The 20,595-nt window shown below is 60.9% G+C and carries 13 protein-coding genes and 1 pseudogene; 3 read left to right on the forward strand and 11 right to left on the reverse strand.

Annotated elements, in window-relative coordinates; genetic code table 11:
* Positions 1-53: 53 nt before the first annotated feature.
* Complete coding sequence (gene gbcB, locus GKKCFE_RS23575; RefSeq protein WP_047228148.1) at positions 54-1,154, reverse strand: glycine-betaine demethylase subunit GbcB; 1,101 nt, start codon at positions 1,152-1,154, stop codon at positions 54-56.
* Positions 1,155-1,436: 282 nt separating this feature from the next.
* Here gbcB and gbcA point away from each other — a divergent pair, with 282 nt between their 5' ends.
* Entirely contained in the window at positions 1,437-2,732 is a 1,296-nt protein-coding gene (gene gbcA / locus GKKCFE_RS23580; protein WP_188251823.1) for a glycine-betaine demethylase subunit GbcA, read from the forward strand.
* Positions 2,733-2,834: 102 nt separating this feature from the next.
* Here the strand turns inward: gbcA and GKKCFE_RS23585 are convergent.
* From GKKCFE_RS23585 to GKKCFE_RS23630, 10 genes and pseudogenes are all read right to left on the reverse strand, one after another.
* A pseudogene (locus GKKCFE_RS23585) lies at positions 2,835-4,064 on the reverse strand (metallophosphoesterase).
* Between the two features lie 27 nt (positions 4,065-4,091).
* Positions 4,092-5,960, reverse strand: coding sequence for a c-type cytochrome (locus GKKCFE_RS23590; RefSeq protein ID WP_445577158.1), 1,869 nt, complete (start codon positions 5,958-5,960; stop codon positions 4,092-4,094).
* 163 nt (positions 5,961-6,123) lie between these two features.
* On the reverse strand, positions 6,124-9,576 hold the full coding sequence (locus GKKCFE_RS23595) for an alpha/beta fold hydrolase (protein ID WP_445577159.1): 3,453 nt from the start codon (positions 9,574-9,576) through the stop codon (positions 6,124-6,126).
* Between the two features lie 1,125 nt (positions 9,577-10,701).
* Positions 10,702-11,268, reverse strand: coding sequence for a GNAT family N-acetyltransferase (locus tag GKKCFE_RS23600; protein WP_445577160.1), 567 nt, complete (start codon positions 11,266-11,268; stop codon positions 10,702-10,704).
* A gap of 329 nt (positions 11,269-11,597) precedes the next feature.
* Entirely contained in the window at positions 11,598-12,368 is a 771-nt protein-coding gene (gene etfB / locus GKKCFE_RS23605; RefSeq protein WP_281459767.1) for an electron transfer flavoprotein subunit beta, read from the reverse strand.
* A gap of 15 nt (positions 12,369-12,383) precedes the next feature.
* Entirely contained in the window at positions 12,384-13,604 is a 1,221-nt protein-coding gene (gene etfA / locus GKKCFE_RS23610) for an electron transfer flavoprotein subunit alpha (RefSeq protein ID WP_445577161.1), read from the reverse strand.
* On the reverse strand, positions 13,604-15,568 hold the full coding sequence (gene dgcB / locus GKKCFE_RS23615) for a dimethylglycine demethylation protein DgcB (protein WP_445577162.1): 1,965 nt from the start codon (positions 15,566-15,568) through the stop codon (positions 13,604-13,606). Before dgcB ends, etfA begins: the two co-directional genes overlap by 1 nt.
* Before the next feature lie 160 nt (positions 15,569-15,728).
* Positions 15,729-17,789, reverse strand: coding sequence for a dimethylglycine demethylation protein DgcA (gene dgcA, locus GKKCFE_RS23620; RefSeq protein WP_047230382.1), 2,061 nt, complete (start codon positions 17,787-17,789; stop codon positions 15,729-15,731).
* Between the two features lie 15 nt (positions 17,790-17,804).
* Positions 17,805-18,335: a DUF5943 domain-containing protein gene (locus GKKCFE_RS23625; protein ID WP_419417300.1), complete on the reverse strand. Its 531-nt coding sequence runs from the start codon at positions 18,333-18,335 to the stop codon at positions 17,805-17,807.
* 78 nt (positions 18,336-18,413) lie between these two features.
* Entirely contained in the window at positions 18,414-19,391 is a 978-nt protein-coding gene (locus GKKCFE_RS23630) for a dipeptidase (protein WP_047230381.1), read from the reverse strand.
* 235 nt (positions 19,392-19,626) lie between these two features.
* On the opposite strand from GKKCFE_RS23630, the gene GKKCFE_RS23635 reads away from it, so the two are divergent.
* Together GKKCFE_RS23635 and GKKCFE_RS23640 are read left to right on the forward strand one after the other, a co-directional pair.
* The gene (locus GKKCFE_RS23635; protein ID WP_047230380.1) at positions 19,627-20,028 is read left to right on the forward strand and encodes a lysozyme inhibitor LprI family protein; all 402 of its coding nucleotides are present in this window, start codon (positions 19,627-19,629) and stop codon (positions 20,026-20,028) included.
* A 225-nt stretch (positions 20,029-20,253) separates the two neighbouring features.
* Positions 20,254-20,580 carry a helix-turn-helix domain-containing protein gene (locus GKKCFE_RS23640; RefSeq protein WP_047230378.1) on the forward strand — a complete coding sequence of 109 codons (327 nt, stop codon included), beginning with the start codon at positions 20,254-20,256 and terminating at the stop codon, positions 20,578-20,580.
* Positions 20,581-20,595: the final 15 nt, after the last annotated feature.

Genomic DNA, 20,595 nt, shown 5'->3' on the forward strand with positions numbered 1-20,595 from the left:
TCCCACTGGCTTTGTTCCCACAGAAGGTGCTCATCGCTACTTGGATGGACTGATCAGAACTCGATCCGCACATCCCCCTTCGGCACGCTGCAGCACGACAGGATGTAACCTTCGGCCTCGTCGTCTTCGGTGATACCGCCGTTGTGGTCCATCTCCACTTCCCCGCCCAGTTTCAAAACCTTGCAGGTGCCGCAGATGCCCATACCGCAGGCTTTGGGAATCATCATGCCGAGCTTGGCGGCGGCGGCGTGGACGGTTTCTCCCGGCCCCACGCGAATACTCTTGCCAGAGGCGGTGAACTCCACCAGATGTAGGTCCGCCACATCGACTTCCGGGGCGTCGGCAGCCTGTTCGGCCTGTTCCACCGCGTCGGCGCGGGCTTCCGGTGGCGTGGCGCCGAAGGACTCCTCGTGGTAACGCGTCATGTCGAAGCCAGCGGCTTCCAGCAGGCGCTTGACCGCGTTCATGTAGGGCGTCGGGCCACAGCAAAACACTTCGCGCTCCAGAAAGTCCGGCGCCATCAGCTCCAGCATCTTGTGGTTCAGATAGCCGCGATACCCGGCCCAAGGCTCGCCCAGCCCATGTTTTTCGCAGATCAGGTGCAGGTTGAAGTTATCGATCCGCGACGCCATGTGTTCCAGCTCGCGGTGATAGATGATGTCCTTGGGCGAGCGGGCGCTGTGGATAAACACCATGTCGACGTTGGCATTGGTGTCGTAGTACCAGCGCGCCATGGACATCACCGGCGTGATGCCGACACCGCCACTGAGGTAAAGCACCTTGGGGTTCGAGAAGTCGATGGCATTGAACAGGCCGACCGGCCCGTGCACCGCCAGCTCCTGGCCTTCGTGCAGGGTGTCGTGCAGCCAGTTGGAAACCTTGCCCCCCGGTACACGCTTGATGGTCACCGAAAAACTGTAGGGCACCGACGGCGAGCTGGAGATGGTGTAGGAGCGCATGATCGGCTGACCTTCGATTTCCAGCTCCAGGGTGACGAATTGCCCCGGCTTGAAAAAGAACAGAATCGGCTGATCAGCCATGAAACAAAAGGTGCGCACATCCCAGGTTTCCTGGATGACTTTGACGCAACGGACAATGTGACGACCATTGGCCCAGGTCTGGGTGGTTACCGGGTTCAGGAAGCTGTTGGACATGCTGATCTCCACGGCCGACTGTCGGCCTCTTATGAGGCGATTCTGCGTATAGCGCGAATCGCCCATTTACCTATCTGCGACATTCACATGCTTACCGCGACCAGCCCCCAACGACCGGACCTTGCGCGTCGGGAACAGATTGGGCCATGTCGCCCATGGATAAGGTTCGCCCCCTGCGCGGCCCCACACTCGCCCCAACAGATAAATAATATTTTCTGCCTTGCGTAGCACATTTGATTAGCCACTTTCGCCGGCCACGTAGAGGGCCATGAGGATAAAACGATGGACGTCACCGCAACCCTGAGCCTGGGCGATCCGCTGGAACCCGCACGCAAGGCCACCGCGCAAATGCTGCAGGAACGCGAGCGCACTTTCTCGCTGCCGCAGCCGTTCTACTCCGATGAGCGCCTGTTTGATATCGACATGCAGGAAATCTTCCAGAAGGAATGGTTGATCGCCGGCATGACCTGCGAAATTCCGACCAAGGGCAACTACCTGACCCTGCAGGTTGGCAAGAACCCGATCATCGTGATTCGCGGTGCCGACGGCGTGGTGCATGCGTTCCACAACGTCTGCCGGCACCGTGGCTCGCGGCTGTGCACCAGCGAAAAGGGCAAGGTCGCCAAGCTGGTCTGCCATTACCACCAGTGGACCTACGAGCTGGACGGTCGCCTATTGTTCGCCGGCACCGAAATGGGCGCCGATTTCGACATGAACCAGTACGGCTTGAAGCCAGTGAACGTGAAGACCGCCGGTGGCTACATCTTCATCAGCCTGGCGGAGAACCCACCGGCCATCGACGACTTCCTGGCGACCTTGACCCATTACATGGAACCCTATGACATGGAAAACACCAAGGTGGCGGTGCAAACCACCTTGATGGAAAAGGCCAACTGGAAACTGGTGCTGGAAAACAACCGTGAGTGCTACCACTGCGGCGGCGCACACCCGGAACTGCTCAAGACCCTGCTGGAATGGGACGACGTCACCGACCCACGGGCCGACCAGGCGTTCAAGGACCATGTCGCGGCCTCCGCCGCAGCCTGGGACGCCGAGAAAATCCCTTACGCCCACGCCAGTTTCGGCCTGCGCAACCGTATCGTGCGCATGCCGCTGCTCAAGGGCACCGTGTCGATGACCATGGACGGCAAGCAGGGCTGCGCCAAACTGATGGGCCGCATCAAGAACCCGGACCTGGGCTCGATGCGTATCCTGCACCTGCCCCACTCGTGGAACCACTGCATGGGCGACCACATCATCGTGTTCACTGTGTGGCCGATCAGCGCCCAGGAGACCATGGTCACCACCAAGTGGATCGTACACAAGGACGCGGTCGAAGGCGTGGACTACGACGTGGCACGCATGCGCCAGGTCTGGGACGCCACCAACGACCAGGACCGTCGCCTGGCCGAAGAAAACCAGCGCGGCATCAACTCCACCGCCTACCAGCCAGGCCCGTACTCCAAGACTTATGAGTTCGGCGTGGTGAACTTCGTGGACTGGTACAGCGAGCGCATGCTCAACAACCTGGGGGCGGAACCTGCGCCGTATCTCAAGGGCGTTCCGGTCCAGGGCTAAGTCAAAAGCATCGCGAGCAAGCTCGCTCCCACAGGGGTTCTGTGTCGTTCACAAAACCTGTGGGAGCGAGCTTGCTCGCGATAGCGGCCTGACATTCACCGACTACCGGGAAGACCACCGCACACTGCCATCCTCCCCATAAAACGTCTCGACAATCTCCTCCCCCACCAGCCGCACCTTCACATACCCGTTCAACACCCGTTCCGGGTACGTCTCATCCCCCGCCAGTTGCGTTTCCGACCACAACACCCCGGCATGTCCGTTCAACTCGCTGGTGGTGCCGTAGGGAATCGCCCCGTGCCCGGCACAGCGTGCGTGCAGCCCGCCTTGGGGCGCGTAGCAGATGCCGTTGTGCAGATGCCCCCAATACCAGTAGTCCGGCTCACGCCCCAGGGCATCGCAGACCGGTTGGTAAAGCGCGGTCTTGTGGTGCCCGGAAATATCGAAGCCCTGGTGATGACTGAGCACCATCAGCTAGGTTTTTCATCCAGTCGATCTGTTGCGCGTTGAGGGTGCCATCCATGTACAGATTCATCGCGTCCGAGGCGTAGGCACTGTCGAGGCCGACCACCAGCCAATCGTCGTTGTACAGGGCAAAGTAACTGGTGCCCTGTTGCACCGGGAAACGCTTGGCCAGCTCCTTGAAATAACCGTGGGCGCCGCTGTACATCTCGTGGTTGGAATTGAGCGTGAACGAGCCGTGCTTGCCCTGGGGCCAGCCGACCATGTCGACGTCCTCCTGGGAATGGGTGCCGGCGTAATACACATCCCCAGATGGATGGTGAAGTCGGCCTCGGCCAGTTGCATCTGATTGGCGACAGCCACGGCCGGAGCATGACTGTCGAACGGTCCGGTGCCCCAGTCGCCGGCAATCGCAAACACCACGTCGCTGTCCATTTTCACCAGTGCCGGGTTAGTGGCGAACGGCGCGTGATGGCGCAGGTTCTCGATCCACTTGAGCAACGCCTCACTCCACAACAGGTCGAGCAACTCCCATTTGCGGCAACCGAGCAAGGTGCCGTCCTTGAGCACGCGGGTCGGCAGCTCGTCCTCGGTTTGCGGCAAGGCGCTGGCATTGCCGATCTTCAGGATCGAAAGACCGTGGGCCAGCTCCCACGGCACGGCCGGTTCGTCATCCGGCAGGTCGCCGTGATCGATGACGTGCCGGGCCTGATCGTGGCCACGCTGGAGCAGCTTGACGATGGCCTCGAACTCTTCGGGCTCCAGGTCGTTGACGAGTTTTTTCCAGGACATCTCCAGCCGCGTGACCAACCCGTGCAGGCGGACTTTGACCTTGTCGAACTCATGTTCCCAATGGTGCAGTAATGACATGTGAACGCTCCTTCGCAGTGCCCTGGGCTACAGGGTTTTCATGAATTCGATCAGGGCCCGTTTGTCGGCATCCGACAACTGCGTGCCATACAGGTGGCCGCCGTTGTGGTTGCCTTCCAGGCGGGTGTCGTATTTGAAATCCGCCGACGCCTTCATCTGCGCGCCGCTGGTGATGAAGCCGACCTTCTCCTGGTCGTAGATGTCGGAGCCGGTGTAGAACACTTGCGGCCGCAACTCGGGCGGTTGCAACAAGTCCCACAGGGTCGGCACCGAGCCGTTATGCAGGTACGGCGCCCTTAGCCAGACGCCGTCAGTGGGGGTGTTGCTGTAGCTCTGGGTCTTGCGGTACGCGCCGAAGTCGAACGGCGGTTTCTTGAAGCCGTGGAACGCCGTCACCAGCCCGACGGTGAAGGAGTTCAGGCGATGGGGATCGGTGCCCAACTGGTCGATGTTGGTGGTGACCTGTCCCGTGTCGGCACGGCCGAAGTCGTGGCAAGCGGCACAGTTTTGCTCCCAGATCGGTTTGCCTTGGGCGACTTTCGCCTGGTCCAGGGCGAACGGCCACGCCGGCGCCTTGTGGCCCAGCAGCCAATTGGTCACCCGGTTGAAACTCGGCGGCAGCACCGATTGCGGTGTCGCGCCCACGGCCATGGCCGCCGCGTAGTTGCGTTCGTGAATCTTGTTGTTATTGCCGTCCCAATGCAGATACATCGACTCACGGGGCTTCTGGTTCCAGACCTGCGGCAAGTCCACGGTGCCGATGGTGGAGTCATCCGGGAAGCCGAACACCACCATTTTGGTCGGGTTGAAGGTATCGGTCCGCCCCGGACCTTGGGGCGGGCGCAGTTTCTGCCAAGCGTAGGCCTGCTTCTGCTTGAGTAGCGCGCTCTTGGCCATCGGGATGATCAGGTAACGGTTGTACAGTTTTTCGAAAAAACCGAGCTGGAACTTGCTGTTGATCGCCGCCATGACCGCATCTGGGGTGAATTTCGGGTCGCTGGCACAATCGTAGGCAAACCACTGGAAGGCCTGCAGTTGCAGGGTGTTGGCCGGCGCGCTGGCGACCGGAACCGCTACGTCACTGGCATTGGCCCGGTACGAGCCGGTGTGGCACAGCGCGCAGTTCGGCTCCACGGTGGGGTAGCCCAGTTGCCGCTTGGCCATGCCGATCGGCAGGTCGTTGCCGTTCTCGTAGAGAAACCCGAACACCTCGTAACCGCCGGGCTTGGGCAGTTTTTCCGGGCACATCTGCGGCAGCACGGCGAACAGGTAATAAGGGATCCGCGCTTCGATGCCCAGGCCGATGGCGGCGTATTTGTAATGGTCTTCGTCGGAGGCAAAATCCGGTTGCGGCACCTCTCGGATCATCTGGTACCAGGTCTGGTAGCCGATAAAACCCAGCACCAGCAGCATCACCAGCATGCCAACCTTGAAACTATGGCTCTGCCAGCGCTGCGCCCAGCCGGCGCGCCACTCCCGCCAACCGGCGCAGAGCAAGGCCAGTGGACGATGGGCGACCGGGCTGCCCAGGTACAGCAGCACGCCCAGAATCAGGAACATGCTCAAGTCGCCCATCAACATCGGCACGAACAACTGACCCTGGTTGTTAGTGTTGATCAGGTAGATCCAGAACACCACCGCAACCAGCCGCGACAGCACGCACAACCACGAATGCACCACGAAACGCGGCGCGTTGAACCCCGAGGGCATGTAGAACAGGCTGATCCCCACCAGCAACATGCCGGTGTTTTCCAGCCAGGGATCGGACAGCACGGGCGGCAGGCCAAGCATGGACGTCAGCAACGCCGGCGCGAACAGCGCCGGAATCGCGAAGACCATGTTCATCACAATGCCCACCCAGATGATGCGTTGGAACCAACGGATGTAAGTGTTCATGGCATCCTTTTCCTTATTCTTGACCCTCGAGATGCGGCGCTCTGGCGACCGCCATCGCGAGCAAGCTCGCTCCCACACTGGATATGTGGCGTGCACGAATTCAGCGGCGCATAGCCCCCTGTGGGAGCGAGCTTGCTCGCGATGCAGTCGACTCAGTCTTGCGTCAACCGAGCGCGGTCTTCTCCAGGTGTTCGAGGATGATCGGGTACACATCCACCACCGCGTCCTTGCCAAAAATGCAGTCGATGTGGCCGTAGCCCGGCACTTCGTGACGGCTGAACAGTTGCGTGCCGTGCATATCGCACAGACGCTCGTAGGTCTTGAGGGTGCTTTGAGGGAGGTAGCACTGGTTCTCGGCGCCGCTGATGAAGCAGATCGGCAATTTCAACCGATCGAAATGCGGCATGTAGACGTCGTTGCCCTTGAAGTCCACCAGATGCCCCTTGCGCACGATCAGCGCCAGGTGCTCGAAGGTCTGGATATTCGACTCACCGAACAATTCATGCAGGTTGTCGTGCAGGGTTTCGTTGAGGGTGTCGTGACGGTACAGCGACGCATACATGAACGTGATGCGATGGCAGACCGGGTTGGTGCAATAGCCCTGGGCCTCGATCCGGGCATAACCGTTGAGAGCCTTGTCGTAGAGTTTGTTGAACCAGCTTTCCTTGGTGTCGGCGTAGGCCGTGAGGGACTTGATGCCGATGGCATCGAGCATCCCCGGCAAATGCAAACCGGCCTTCAGTCCGGTGGCGGTGGCAACCACCGTGTCGGCGGCGATCTGTGAGCAGACCACCGAGCGCACCCCTTGCAGCCCCGCCAGCATCGACATGAAGAACGTCGTCGCACCGTAGCAATGCACCACACATTGCACGTCACGGGCCAGCGTGGCCTGCTGGATCTGCTCGATAGCAGCCTTGAAGTCGTACTGGGCCACCTGGTCGCCGTTCCATTCATGCTTGCTGGCCGGCAGCAGGATGCTCACCCGCAAGTCCAGCAGCCAGACGTCGTACTCGTGCTTGCACAGGTACTCCAGCAGGTTGGTCTGGATGGTGTCGGTGGAGAAAATATTCGATCCCCCCCCCAGGCCATGCACCAGCATCACCGGGCCTTTGCTGCCCGCTTGATAGCGAGTCAGACGTAGCTCGACATTGTCCTCGGTCTGGAAGAAATGCACGGTCGGCGCCGGTGCGTCCAGCGGCCGCTTGCTGCGAGGCGGCGCGTCCGGGTTGAAGTACACATCGCCAGCGAACACCCCGCCGTAGCTCTCCCACAAAATGCCGGCGAAGAACTTGCCAAAGCGGGCCAACGCTTCCACTCGCTCACGCTCGTTACGTGCGTTGAGCACTTTCATGGTGGTCATCTGCTTGGCGAAGTCGGCCGGCAGAATGTGCATCACCCCCGAGCCGATGACCTCGCCGCTCTTGTCCGGCCCGCGATACAGCGTGACATAGAGCGTGCTGGTGTCGTGCCAGATATTCAGCACCCCGTTGTCCTCGGGCACGGTCTTGAAGGCGCTGAAGTAATAATCGCTGCCGTCCTCGGCGGTCAGTTTCATGTCGTAGTTCATGTGCCGCACATCCACCTGTTCCTGGTATTGCTCGAACAGGTTGAACACTCCGTTGCTGGCGACCAGCGGCTTGGGCGAAAGCATCGGCGCATCCAGCGTACCCACCAGGGTGGCGGCGTGTTCCGGTTCCTTGATCAGGCGATTGAGATCGGCGGCAGTGATGGTCAGGGTGAATTCGATGGACGAGTTATCGGCTTTGCCGCGCTTGGCCGCCGCTTCGTAAAGCGAAAGATCAGTGCCCTGGGGCTGGGTAAATGCCGTGGAAAAGTAGCCCTTCATGGTTTCAGTGAACTGCACGCCAAGGGTCGGCGCCGCCACCGGTTTGCGCGGGGCCGAAGGCAGGGTGTAGTCGATGATCCAGCCACGATCGGCCGCCAGCAGCCCCATGTTGCGCTCGCTCACCGCCGAGATGGTCAACAACGGGTTCACCGCCAGGGAAGTCGGGATCACCGCACCGTCCGTCACGTACAGACCGGGATAGACATCCGTCCCGCTGGCACCACTGAACACCTGACCCTTGTGGTTGACCACGCCTTGCGTCGCGTCTTCCCCCATCACGCAGCCGCCCAACGGGTGGACCGAAACGATGCTGTGCTTGAGCAGCTTGGTCCAGATCGGATTCTCGACCCAGATCCCGCCCAACGCCTTGGTGCTCTGGTGCAAACGCTCATTGCCCAGAGTCACGTTTTCCTGCTCGCCGACGCCGGGCCAGTCGATGCGCAGCTGGTCCTTGTTGTCGAGCACCATGCGCCCCTTGCCGTTGTCGTGACTCATGATCAGGTAGGTCTGCATGTTATGCAGCGCGCCGTAGTACGGGCCGCGCAGAAAGCTCTCGGCTTCCCGGGCCTTGTACTTGAGGCTGGCACCCAGGCCCGTGTCGGTGGGCACGCCGATCATCCCGGCGAACGCCGCCATGCTCGGCACCATGGGCCGACCGAGTGCGCCGGGGATCGAGCCTTCCTCGATGACCATGCGGCTGCGCCAGTCACCCTCGGTACGCATGTCGATGATCGAGGTGATGCACGGTCCCACCGGCTCCAGCTCCTTGGCCGAGTGGGCGCCGAAACCGATACCGTTGATGGTCTGGTCGCAGTTGTGGCCAAACCCGAGGATGTCGCCGTTGCCGCTCATGTTCTCGCCCAATTGACTGGACATCGACAGGCCTTTGTCCCGGGAACGCAGCATGATCTCGGTCGAGCCCAGGGTGCCGGCGGACACCACGACGATGTCGGCGCGCACGAACAGGGTTGGCGCCGAGAACAGCTCACGGCCGCTGTCCAGGTACTGGAAATGCACGATCCAGCCGTCGCCGTCGCGCTCCAGGTGCCGCACCTGGGCCTGACAGAAAATCTCCGCACCATGGTTCCAGGCATCCGGCAGGTAATTCATCAGCGTGGTGTTCTTGGCCTTGTTGTTACAGCCCGAGACGCAATCCCCACAGCCGTTGCACGGCAACTGCTCGACGCCGACGTGGTTGAGGTTGTTGGGCAACTTGTCGAATGTCACGTTGATGGGCGGTTTGTAGAAATGTGCGTCCTGCTTGAGATAACTCGCCGACTTGCGGTTGGCGTCGAGCTTGGGCAGGTTCGGCGACGCATCTGGGTAAGGGTTGGGCTTGAGCATTTCCCGAGCCCGCGCATAACCGTCCTTGAGCAGCGTGTCGCAATGGTCACGCACCGCCTGCGGCCAGCGCGAGTCCTCGAACACACCGGGCTCCGGCTCCAGCGAAACGTTGGCGTTGATCAGCGAAGTGCCGCCCAGGCCGCAACCGACCACCACGTTCTGCTGGGCGTTGACGTGCAGGTCGAACAGTCCGGTGCGCGACCCGATGTGACCGTCCGGGTCATGCACCTGCAACTCTTCGGTGGCCGCAAGCATGGTGTTGGGGTATTCGCCGGGCTGGATCTCCCGGCCCCGCTCCAGCAGACAAACCTTGCGCCCAGCCCGGGACAGGCGTGACGCAGCAATGCCACCGCCGTAGCCGGAACCAATGACGATAACGTCGTAATGCTCCTTGATTTCGCTTATGGGGGTCGAGATCCGTGTCATGTTCAAGTCCTCTCAGGCAGATGGGGCAACTCTGCGGTTGCCTGCAAATCGACAGGCGCACGAACGCCTGGCCACTATCCCGTACGGGTTGGAGCGGCAGTCAACGGTGTTACAGGGGAAACTCAGGGCTCAACGAGGCGCTATAAACGCGCACGCTGATTGGTGGCACGACGACGTCTGCGTTTGGGTAACCGGGTGGGAGGGGTCGGAGTACAGGTCGCAGCAGAGATCGGGTACCAGCAGGGGGGCTTGCTATCCATCATGCGTTCTCCCTGAACCAGATGTGGATAAAGTGGCGGTGTCCTTGTGCCATGAGTGAAGACAGCTGCCAGGGCCACGTCAAGGTGGATCCTTAGAACTGTATGAAATTTGATCTATAGCGTCTGGGACTATACCCGCCGTGGCTCTTACACTTTCGCAAACAAGTTATCCACATGTCCACCCACAGCTAATGGGGACAAGTGCCTCATTGCGACTGATTTTTTTAAGTAAAAGCTAAAGAAAAACCGTGACTTATGAACAAAGAGCGTTTCCTTTCCATATAGGTCAAAAACTGATCAACCACCTGAAAGCCTTGTCTAGCCTGGCTTCTGGAGGAGAGCGAACACCTTATCCACAGAAGCGCCAACAGTGTTTGGGGGTAATTCTGACGGTTCTGTGGAAAACCGCGACTATGGCCGGTAAATCGAGGTTTTAGCGGAGTTTTCCGGATAAAAACGACGAATTGATCATTTTATGATCAACCCCATAAAAGCCCCGTTCCGTATGGCTTGTAGAGGGTAGCGAACATCTTATCCACAGAAGCGCCAACAGAGATTGGGGGCAAGTAGCGTCTTGCGCTCACGTTTATTCACAAACAAAATCGAGGAAAAACCGTGAGTTAGGCTGGTTGTTTTTTAAGCGCAGGCTTGGGGAGCTTGATCTGCGTGGGGTGTGGCGAGGGGCGAACAGGTTATCCACAGAGGCGCGCACAGGGATTGTGGGTAAACACATAACCCCTGTGGGAGCGAGCTTGCTCGCGATGACCGACTAGCCGTCACCCTCATCGTTACCTGACAGACCGCTATCGCGAGCAAGCTCGCTCCCACAGAGGGCTCTTGGCTCCAGAACAATCCGCCGTGACGGTTAAGGCCGATGCATGAGATACGCCTCCCCCGTCACCCGAATCAGCGGATGCGGGACGACCCGGCAGGTTTTGACGATGCCAAAACCGTGGCGCTCATAAAAGCGCCGGGCGCCAATGTTCGCTGCGTAGTCGATCAAACTGAGGCCTTTGAGCGCCAGTTGATCGGCACGTTGTTGCGCTCGCTCGAGAAAGCGCACGCCGAGCCCCTTGTTACGCCACCCTTCATGCAGGGCCAGGCTCGATATATAGAGGGTATCGGGGACTTCCATGTCGGCGTAGGGCGCCAGGATCGGATCAGTGACGGGAGTCGCCAGCGGATCCTCACGCGTCACGTAACAATGCATCATGCCGATGACCTGTCCGCCGGCTTCTGCAATAAGGCAGTTCTGGTAGGAAAAATCGACATCCTCACGGGCATAGCGAGCAGCCCCTACCTCCAGCAGATCCTGCCCGGGCTCCGCCAGCTGGCTCCAGATGTAATCCGACGCGCCCTCTGAGGAAATCCGGAACAGACGAGCGATCTCCCGTGTATCCGTGGGCAACGCCGGACGAAATTCAACTTCCATTGATGTGGCTCCATTAGCTGTCAAACAGCTTTTTTTAGGCGCAGGTTTGAGTCACGACAACATGCCAGGGCAGCGGTTTTATGGCTGGATGTTGCAGCGGGTCAGATTGGACGTTTTTTGAGCGAAGGCTTGAAAGGCCTGATTTGCGCGGTGTCCGGATAGGATCGAACAGGTTATCCACAGAGGCGCGCACAGGGATTGTGGGTAAACCTCAGCCCTTGTGGGAGCGAGCCTGCTCGCGATGGGGCCATGCCAGTCAACATGGAGGTGAATGGAAGACCGCTATCGCGAGCAGGCTCGCTCCCACAAGGGACAAGGTGAGCCTGGATTTAGCGAACCACCCCTTCCTCAATCAGCAACTTGAGAATCGCCTCGGCGCCCGCCTCCGGGCTCACGCCTTTGAGCACCTGCCCACCTCCGCCGCTGGCCTTGGCCGTGGCGGCTTTCATGCGGTCGGCGCCGCTCTTGGCCTTGATCACTTTCAGGCGTTTGGGCCGTGGTTTGGCCGGTTGCAGGGTCGCCACCGCCAACAGGGCGTCGTCGATCACCTCGACTTCTTCAGCGTGCAACGCCCCGCGTCGGGCCGGGCCGTAGGCGCTTTGCCGGGGTTTGGGGGCCGCGTTATCCACCGTGGCGAGGAACGGCAGGCGCACTTTGAGACGTCGCCGCTGGCCGCGGGGCAAGGCTTGCAGAACCAAGGCTACGCCACTGTCGATGGATTCGACCTGGGCCAACCCCACCACCAGCGGCCAGCCGAGATTTTCTGCCAGCAGGAACGGCAACATGCCGGAACCCTCGCCGGTTTCCGCCTGACTGCCGGTGAGCACCACTTGGGCTCCCGCATCACGCAGATAGTCGGTCAGGGCCGGCAGTGCGTCGGCGCCTGCGGGGTTATCCAGTACGTAGAGTTCGTCCAGACCCATGCCCAGATAGGCGCGCAGGGCCGCTTCAGCCACGTCGCCTGCGTGCAGCACTTGCAGGTCGTTGCCAGCCAGTTGCAGGCCCAGTTCCACGGCCCGCGCATCCTGCTCGGCGCGCCGGGGCCGACCGGAAGTGGGGTGGGCGCCGATGGACACCAGGCTGATCACTTGAGTACTCATGGTTGAATCCTTAGCTTAAGCCGCATCGCGCTTGGCTTCGTTGCGGTACGCCTCTACCGCCGCGATCAAGGCCTGGAGAATCGCCGCGCTGTCGCCAATCACCGACAGGTCTGCCCGTTTGATCATGTCGCAGCCCGGATCGAGGTTGATCGCCACCACCTTGTCGCAGGCGCCGATGCCCTGCAGGTGCTGGATAGCCCCGGAAATCCCCACCGCGACGTAGACCCGCGCCGTAACCCAGGTGCCGGACGCGCCAACCTGGCGATCCCGCGCCATGAAGCCATCGTCCACCGCTACCCGCGAAGCACCCTCGGTGGCGCCCAGGGCCGCAGCGGTCTGGTGGAACAGCGCCCAGTCCTTGACCCCGTTGCCGCCGGAAAAAATGAATTCGGCTTCGGCCATCGGGATCGCGCCCGGGTCCACCGCCACCGAGCCCAGGTCTTCGATGCGCGACAAGCTGCGGGCCACGCCTGTGGATAACTCCACCGGCAAGGCTTCGTGGCGGGTTTCGCTCACCGGTTCGGCGCATTCGGCCGCGGCCAGGATCAACCGCGCCAGAGGCCGCGCCAGGTCTTGCAGGCCAGCACCGGCACGACCGATGCACTCCTCACCCTTGACCTGCCAGACCCGTGTGGCCGGGCGCTCGCCCAGGGCTGCGGCAAACCGCCGGCCCAGTTCGCCGCCACCGGTGCGGCTGTCAGGCAGCAGCCAATGGCGTGGGTTGAATTGGTTATCCACAGCCCGCAGGCCCTGGACTCGCTGTTCCGGTGAATAACCGCTGAACGCTTCGCCTTCCAATACCAGCAAGCGGTCGACACCGGCCGTGGCGAAGGTGCTTTCCTTGTGCTCGCCGAACACCACCGCCAGCACCGCGCCGTCGGTACCGGCCAATTGATGGGCCAGGCCCAGCAGATCGCGGTCGTGGCTGCTGAGACGACCGCCCACCATGTCCGGCACCACGCAGATATAAAACGCCGGTTGCGGCACCTGATGCAGCGGCAATTGCACTTCAGTTGCCGCGGTACGCTTGGTCGCGCCGCCCTGCTGGGCGCCGCTGCGGTCGATACGCTTGATGCCGTTGGGGCCGATGAATCCGACACCATGAACGTTCTTGCGGATGACACCGTTGGGACCCATCCAGCTGTGCTGGACCGGTTGCATGGCCGCGTGCAGTGGGTGCAGGCGGTTACGGGCGATCCACTCGGCGCGAGGGTCGCGGCGGATGATGTCGCTCATTAGTGCACCTCCGCAGGTTCACGTTTGGCCGGAGCCGCTGGTTTGTTCGCAACCGCGTCTTCGAGCAGAGCGTCGGCCACCAGTTCAGCGATGTCCTTGATCATCGGGCGTGGCTCAACCACCCCCTCAAGCATCGCGGTGCACTGTGGACAACCCACTGCCACCAGTTCGGCGCCGGTTTCGCGGATGTCTTCCATGCGCATATCGGGGATACGCTGCTTGCCCGGAATGTCAGTGATCGGCGCGCCGCCGCCACCGCCGCAGCAACGGGAGCGGAAACCGGAACGCTGCATCTCCTTGATCTCGATGCCCAGCGCACGCAGCACCTGGCGTGGCGCCTCGTATTCGCCGTTGTAACGGCCCAGGTAGCACGGGTCGTGATAGGTCACGCTGTCGCCCTTGTGCTGGCCGAGGTTCAGGGCGCCGGCCTCGATGACTTCTGCCAGGTAGGTGCTGTGGTGCTGCACCCGGTAGTTGCCATCGAAGGCGCCGTATTCGTTTTTCAGCACGTGGAAGCTGTGAGGGTCGCAGGTGACAATCCGATTGAAGCTGTATTTACCCAAGGTCTGGATGTTGCGCTTGGCCAACAGCTGGAAAGTCGCTTCATCACCCAGGCGCCGAGCCACATCGCCGCTGTCGCGCTCTTCGAGACCGAGCACGGCAAAGTCGATGTTCGCCGCCTTGAGCACTTTGACGAAGGCGCGCAAGGTGCGCTGGTTGCGCATGTCGAAGGCACCGTCGCCGACCCAGAACAGCACGTCGGTGGATTTCACCTCGCTGAGCAGGTTCAGGTTCAGGTCCGCCGCCCAGTTCATCCGCCCGCCCGGGGCGAAGCCGCCAGGGTTGTCGGTGGCGATGAGATTTTCCAGTACTTCAGCGCCCTTGTTCGGCGTGGCGCCTTTCTCCAGGGTCAGGTGACGACGCATGTCGACGATGGCATCGACGTGCTCGATCATCATCGGGCATTCCTCAACGCACGCCCGGCAAGTGGTGCAGGACCATAGCGTCTCGGCGTCCACCAGGCCGTTGACGATTGGCTGGTGTGGATTGCCGCTGTGTTCGCCCACCGGTTTACCCCTGCCGTCAAGGGATGGGTAGGGGCTGCCGGCGAATTTCGCATCGGTGCCGCCGGCCAGGCCGACGACCATGTCCTGGATGAGTTTTTTCGGGTTCAGCGGCTGGCCGGCGGCAAAGGCCGGGCACGCGGCTTCGCACTTGCCGCACTGCACGCAAGCGTCGAAACCGAGCAACTGGTTCCAGGTGAAATCCTTGGGTTTCTCAACGCCCAGCGGTGCAGCGGAGTCGTTCAGGTCCAAAGGTTTGAGACCGGTTGAGCGGCCGCCACCAAAGCGTTCGGCGCGGCGGTGCCAGGCCAGGTGCAGGGCCCCGGCAAAGGCATGTTTCATCGGCCCGCCCCAGGTCATGCCGAAGAACATTTCCGACACACCCCAAAGCACGCCCAGGCCCAACAGCGCCACCAATACCCAGCCCCCGAAGTCCGCCGGCAAGATCCCGGCGACCGGCAAGGTCACCAGGAAAAAACTGATGGAGAACGCGAACAGGCTCTTGGGCAAGCGCATCCACGGGCCTTTGGACAGCCGTGACGGTGGATTGCGACGACGCAGGGCAATGAAGATCGCGCCGCTGAACATCAGCAGCGTGGCGAACAGCAAGGCATAGCCCAGAATGCGGTTCTGCAGGCCGAAACCATGCACCAGAATCGCCAGCAGCGCCGCCAGCACAAAACCACCCGCCGTGGCGACGTGGGTGTTGGCGATGTATTTGTCCCGCGCCACCACATGGTGCAAATCCACCATGTAGCGCTTGGGCATGGCGAAAAGACCACCGATCAGGTCGACCTTGGACGGTCGCCCCCGGCGCCACATGTTCACCCGCCGCAAAGCGCCAAGGACCGCAAGGCCCAGGGCAGCGAACAGCAGGATGGGAAGAAGGGTGTTCAGCATGGTGAAGCTCCCAAAGACCTCAGGTCTTGCAGGTCGAGATGCCTTACTCGGTTCCTGTGGGAGCGAGCCTGCTCGCGATTCAGGCGCCGCGGTGCCTCAGGCAGACCGCGTTATCGTTCATCGCGAGCAGGCTCGCTCCCACAGGGCTATGTGCAAGCCGTTAGAAATCCTTGCACAACCGCAGCGCGTCGTAGATGGCGGCGTGGGTATTACGCTGCGCTACGCAATCACCGATGCGGAACAGCAGGTAACCATCGCCGCTCTGCTCCAGGCACGGTTGGGGCTTGATCGCGAACAAGGCTTCGACGTCGATCTGGCCCTTGTTGCGCGAACCTTCCTTGAGCGCGTAGTAGATTTCTTCATCCGGCCGCACGCCGTTTTCCACCACTACCTGATCCACCACGCGCTCTTCCTTGGCACCGGTGTATTCGTTCTCCAGCACCGCCACCAGCTTGTCGCCTTCGCGGTAGACCTTCTCCAGCATCATGTCCCCGGTCATGATCACTTCCTTGGGGTACATGCTGCGGTAGTAAGTGGGGAACGAAGTCCCGCCAATGGCCACGCCCGGCTTGATGTCGTCGGTAACGATTTCGACCTGGCTGCCCTTGTCGGCGAGGAAGTCGGCCACCGACATGCCGGTGAATTCACAAATGGTGTCGTAGACCAGTACGTTCTTACCCGGTGCAACCTTGCCATCGAGCACGTCCCAGCTGCTGACCACCAGCCCTTCGGCGGCGCCCCAGTGTTCGTTCTGCTCGAGGAATGGATGCCCGCCGACGGCCAGCACCACCACATCCGGACGCAGGTCCATGATGGTCGCCGCGTCCGCCGCCACGCCCAGGCGCAGGTCGACTTTCAGCCGGGCCAGTTCCAGCTGGAACCAGCGGGTAATGCCGGCGATCTGGTCCCGTTGCGGGGCTTTCGAAGCGGTGGTGATCTGCCCGCCAATGAATTCTTTTTTCTCGAACAGGGTCACGTCGTGGCCACGTTCGGCAGCCACACGCGCCGCTTCCATCCCGGCCGGGCCGGCACCGACGACGACCACTTTGCGCTTGGGCCCGGTGGATTTTTCGATGATGTGCGGCACGCCCATGTATTCACGGGAGGTCGCAGCGTTCTGGATGCACAGCACATCCAGGCCCTGGTACTGGCGGTCGATGCAGTAGTTGGCGCCGACGCACTGCTTGATCTGGTCGATCTGGCCCATCTTGATCTTGGCGATCAGGTGCGGGTCGGCGATGTGGGCACGGGTCATACCGACCATGTCGACGTAACCGCCCTCGAGGATCCGCGTGGCCTGGTTCGGGTCCTTGATGTTCTGCGCGTGCAGCACCGGAACCTTGACCACTTCCTTGATACCGGCGGCCAGGTGCAGGAACGGCTCCGGTGGATAACTCATGTTCGGGATAACGTTGGCCAGGGTGTTATGGGTGTCGCAACCCGAGCCCACCACGCCGATGAAATCCAGCATGCCGGTGTCGTCGTAGTACTTGGCGATCTGCTTCATGTCCTCGTGGGACAGGCCGTCCGGGTGGAACTCATCACCGCAGATGCGCATGCCCACGCAGAAGTCGTCGCCCACTTCGGCGCGTACGGCTTTGAGCACTTCCAGGCCGAACTTCATCCGCCCCTCGAAGCTGCCGCCCCATTCGTCGGTACGCTTGTTGACCCGTGGGCTCCAGAACTGGTCGATCATGTGCTGGTGCACGGCGGACAGCTCAACGCCGTCCAGGCCACCGGCCTTGGCACGCCGTGCCGCCTGGGCGTAGTTACCGATCACCCGCCAGATTTCTTCCGGCTCGATGGTCTTGCAGGTCGCACGGTGCACCGGCTCGCGCACGCCGGACGGCGACATCAGGGTCGGCCAGTTGAAGCCGTCCCAGCGCGAGCGACGCCCCATGTGGGTAATCTGGATCATGATCTTGGCGCCATGCTTGTGCATGGCGTCGGCCAGGTTCTGGAAGTGCGGGATGATGCGGTCGGTGGACAGGTTCACCGAACTCCACCATTCCTGCGGGCTGTCGATGGCAACCACGGACGATCCACCACAGATCGCCAGGCCGATGCCGCCCTTGGCCTTCTCTTCGTAATACTTCACGTACCGGTCGGTGGTCATGCCGCCGTCAGTGGCGTAGACCTCGGCGTGGGCGGTGCTGAGCACGCGGTTGCGGATGGTCAGTTTGCCGATCTGGATCGGCTGGAACATTGCTTCAAAAGCCATGGCGCGATCCTCGACTTACAACGGCTTGACGATGAACAGGCCGTCGTCGTGGCCTTCTTCGGAACCGCCGTAGACCTGCTCGGCCACGGTGCGGATCTTGCTGCCGCGAGCGGCGAGGATCTGGTCCATGGCGCCGGCAAACCAGCCGGTGAACATGTAGTCGACCTTGCGCCCGACCTTGCCGTACACGTAGACGAACGCCGAGTGTTCCAGCTTGACGCTGGCGGTGCCTTTTTCCAGGTCGATGTCCTGGATCTTGAACAGGCCCCAACCGCGCTGGGACAGGCGCTTCATGTAGTGTTCGAATACCGCGACGCCTTCCAGGCCATGGCATTCGGCTTCTTTTTCACACCAGTGCCAGGCGGATTTGTAGCCGGCCTTGTAGAGAATCTCGGCGTAGGCGTCGGCGCCCAGCACTTCTTCGATGCCCATGTGGTTATTGACGAAAAAGTGCCGCGGCACGTAGAGCATCGGCAGGGCATCAGAGGTCCAGACACCGGTTTCACTGTCGACTTCGATAGGCAATTGAGGGGCGATTTTGGCCATGGAAACTTAACTCCGAAAATTCGTGGTATGCCTGCGGCGCTAATGGCCGCAGGTTAAGGATTCAGTGATGCGGCGGCTTTATTCGCCCCAGACGTCTTTCAGGACGTTGACCCAGTTCTCGCCCATGATCTTGCGCACCACCCGCTCTGGATGGCCGCGCTTGAGCAGCGTCTCGGTGAGGTTCGGGAACTCGCCCACGGTGCGGATGCCCAGGGGGTTGATGATCTTGCCGAAGCTGGTCAGCCGACGGGCATAGCCTTTGTCGTGGGTCAGCATTTCGAAGAAATCCTGACCGTGACCCTGAGTGAAATCGGTGCCGATGCCGATGGCGTCCTCACCGACGATGTTCATGGTGTATTCGATGGCCTCGGCGTAGTCGTCGATGGTCGAATCGATGCCCTTGGCCAGGAACGGCGCAAACATGGTCACGCCGACAAAACCGCCGTGGTCGGCGATGAACTTCAGCTCTTCATCGGATTTGTTGCGCGGGTGCTCCTTCAGGCCCGAGGGCAGGCAGTGGGAGTAGCAGACCGGTTTCTTCGATTCGAGGATGACCTCTTCGGAGGTCTTGGAGCCGACGTGGGACAGGTCGCACATGATGCCGACCCGATTCATCTCGGCGACGATTTCACGACCGAAGCCCGACAGGCCGCCGTCACGCTCGTAGCAGCCGGTGCCCACCAGGTTCTGGGTGTTGTAGCACATCTGCACCACGCCAACGCCGAGCTGCTTGAAGATCTCGACGTAGCCAAGCTGGTCTTCGAAAGCGTGGGCGTTCTGGAAGCCAAAGATGATGCCGGTCTTGCCTTGAGCCTTGGCGCGCTGGATATCGGCGGTGGTTTTCACCGGGATCACCAGATCGCTGTTTTCGCGGATCAGTTTCTGGCTGGCCACAATATTGTTGATGGTGGCCTGAAAACCTTCCCACACCGACACCGTGCAGTTGGCGGCAGTCAGGCCGCCCTTGCGCATGTCTTCGAACAGGTCACGGTTCCACTTGGCAATGATCAGCCCGTCGATAACGATGCTGTCGGCGTGCAATTCGGCTGGGCTCATCAGGCAGTCCCCTTTTGTCAGCGATTCATGCGCCGAATCGTGTGCCGGCGCTTTGGGGCCAGCATATGCCTCGGTGCATTGGCGACCGGGTGCAAAAACGACAGGGGAATTGCCGAAAGCGTCAATCCACGACAAAGGGCTATGAGCGGGCCACCCTACCCGTCTGTTCTTTACCCGAGGCTTACGCCAGAATCCGCCGCATCACTGGTTTTCACTGGACTCGAGCGGCAACGCAATGAAATCAATCATCCTGGCTTTGGCCCTGATCAGCACCGTCGCCCACGCGACCGAAGACACCGAACACAACCCCTGCGACGCCGTGGAAAACGACGTCCAGACCCTGGCCTGTTCGGCCTACGGCAAAGCCGCCGCCGAACAACTGCTCGCCGACAACCTGCAGAGCCTCAACGAACGCCTGCAAACCCTCTACGCCGACAACAAGGCCCAGCTCAACGACATCACCAGCAAAATCAGAGTTGCCCAGCAACTGTGGCAAAAACAACGCGATGCCGACTGCGCCATCGCCGCCTTCCCGGCCAAACCCGGCAGCGAAGCCTACAAAATCGCCGAAAACGACTGCATGGCCCAGGTGAGTGATGACCGGTCGGAGTTCTTGGAGTCGATTGGGCAGGAATAAAGGGCCGTTTACGGAGCAATATTCAGACACCGTTCATACGTTGGCCCTAGAGAAAATATAAGTCAGGATTAGCAAATCTTATAAAAGACTTATATTCCTCCATGAACACTATTCACTGGACCAGAAAGGCCGTTAAGCAGCTTCTGAAAATGCACTCTATGCATCAGGCCCAGGTTCGGGACGGGGCGATCAAGGTCGTCAGCATTCAAGAGGTCAAGAAACGCGATGAACGTACCTACTGATATTCAGATCATAAACGACGCAAACGGGAATCCTGCATTCGTGGTCATTCCGTATGCCCAATACGTTGCGCAAAAAAAAATGGAACCCGATCTGATTCCCCATGAAGTCGTCAGCCGCATTGTCGACGGCGCCACGCCCATCCGTGCATGGCGCGAACATCTGAACTTGACCCAGGATGAGGTCGCCAGGCGCCTGGGTATTTCTCAACCGGCGTTTGCCCAGCAGGAATCAGTCGCCAAACCTCGCCGGGCAACTCGCGAAAAAATTGCCGCCGCCTTTGGTATCCATGCCGATCAGTTGGAGCTGTAAGCTGCACGCCACTAT

It is taken from the genome of Pseudomonas sp. E141 (genome assembly GCF_052659885.1).

Bases quoted from the DNA above. Each gene is read 5' to 3' on its own strand.
- gbcB (WP_047228148.1), bottom strand. From the start codon at position 1,154: ATGTCCAACAGCTTCCTGAACCCGGTAACCACCCAGACCTGGGCCAAT.
- gbcA (WP_188251823.1), top strand. From the start codon at position 1,437: ATGGACGTCACCGCAACCCTGAGCCTGGGCGATCCGCTGGAACCCGCA.
- GKKCFE_RS23590 (WP_445577158.1), bottom strand. From the start codon at position 5,960: ATGAACACTTACATCCGTTGGTTCCAACGCATCATCTGGGTGGGCATT.
- GKKCFE_RS23595 (WP_445577159.1), bottom strand. From the start codon at position 9,576: ATGACACGGATCTCGACCCCCATAAGCGAAATCAAGGAGCATTACGAC.
- GKKCFE_RS23600 (WP_445577160.1), bottom strand. From the start codon at position 11,268: ATGGAAGTTGAATTTCGTCCGGCGTTGCCCACGGATACACGGGAGATC.
- etfB (WP_281459767.1), bottom strand. From the start codon at position 12,368: ATGAGTACTCAAGTGATCAGCCTGGTGTCCATCGGCGCCCACCCCACT.
- etfA (WP_445577161.1), bottom strand. From the start codon at position 13,604: ATGAGCGACATCATCCGCCGCGACCCTCGCGCCGAGTGGATCGCCCGT.
- dgcB (WP_445577162.1), bottom strand. From the start codon at position 15,568: ATGCTGAACACCCTTCTTCCCATCCTGCTGTTCGCTGCCCTGGGCCTT.
- dgcA (WP_047230382.1), bottom strand. From the start codon at position 17,789: ATGGCTTTTGAAGCAATGTTCCAGCCGATCCAGATCGGCAAACTGACC.
- GKKCFE_RS23625 (WP_419417300.1), bottom strand. From the start codon at position 18,335: ATGGCCAAAATCGCCCCTCAATTGCCTATCGAAGTCGACAGTGAAACC.
- GKKCFE_RS23630 (WP_047230381.1), bottom strand. From the start codon at position 19,391: ATGAGCCCAGCCGAATTGCACGCCGACAGCATCGTTATCGACGGGCTG.
- GKKCFE_RS23635 (WP_047230380.1), top strand. From the start codon at position 19,627: ATGAAATCAATCATCCTGGCTTTGGCCCTGATCAGCACCGTCGCCCAC.
- GKKCFE_RS23640 (WP_047230378.1), top strand. From the start codon at position 20,254: ATGAACGTACCTACTGATATTCAGATCATAAACGACGCAAACGGGAAT.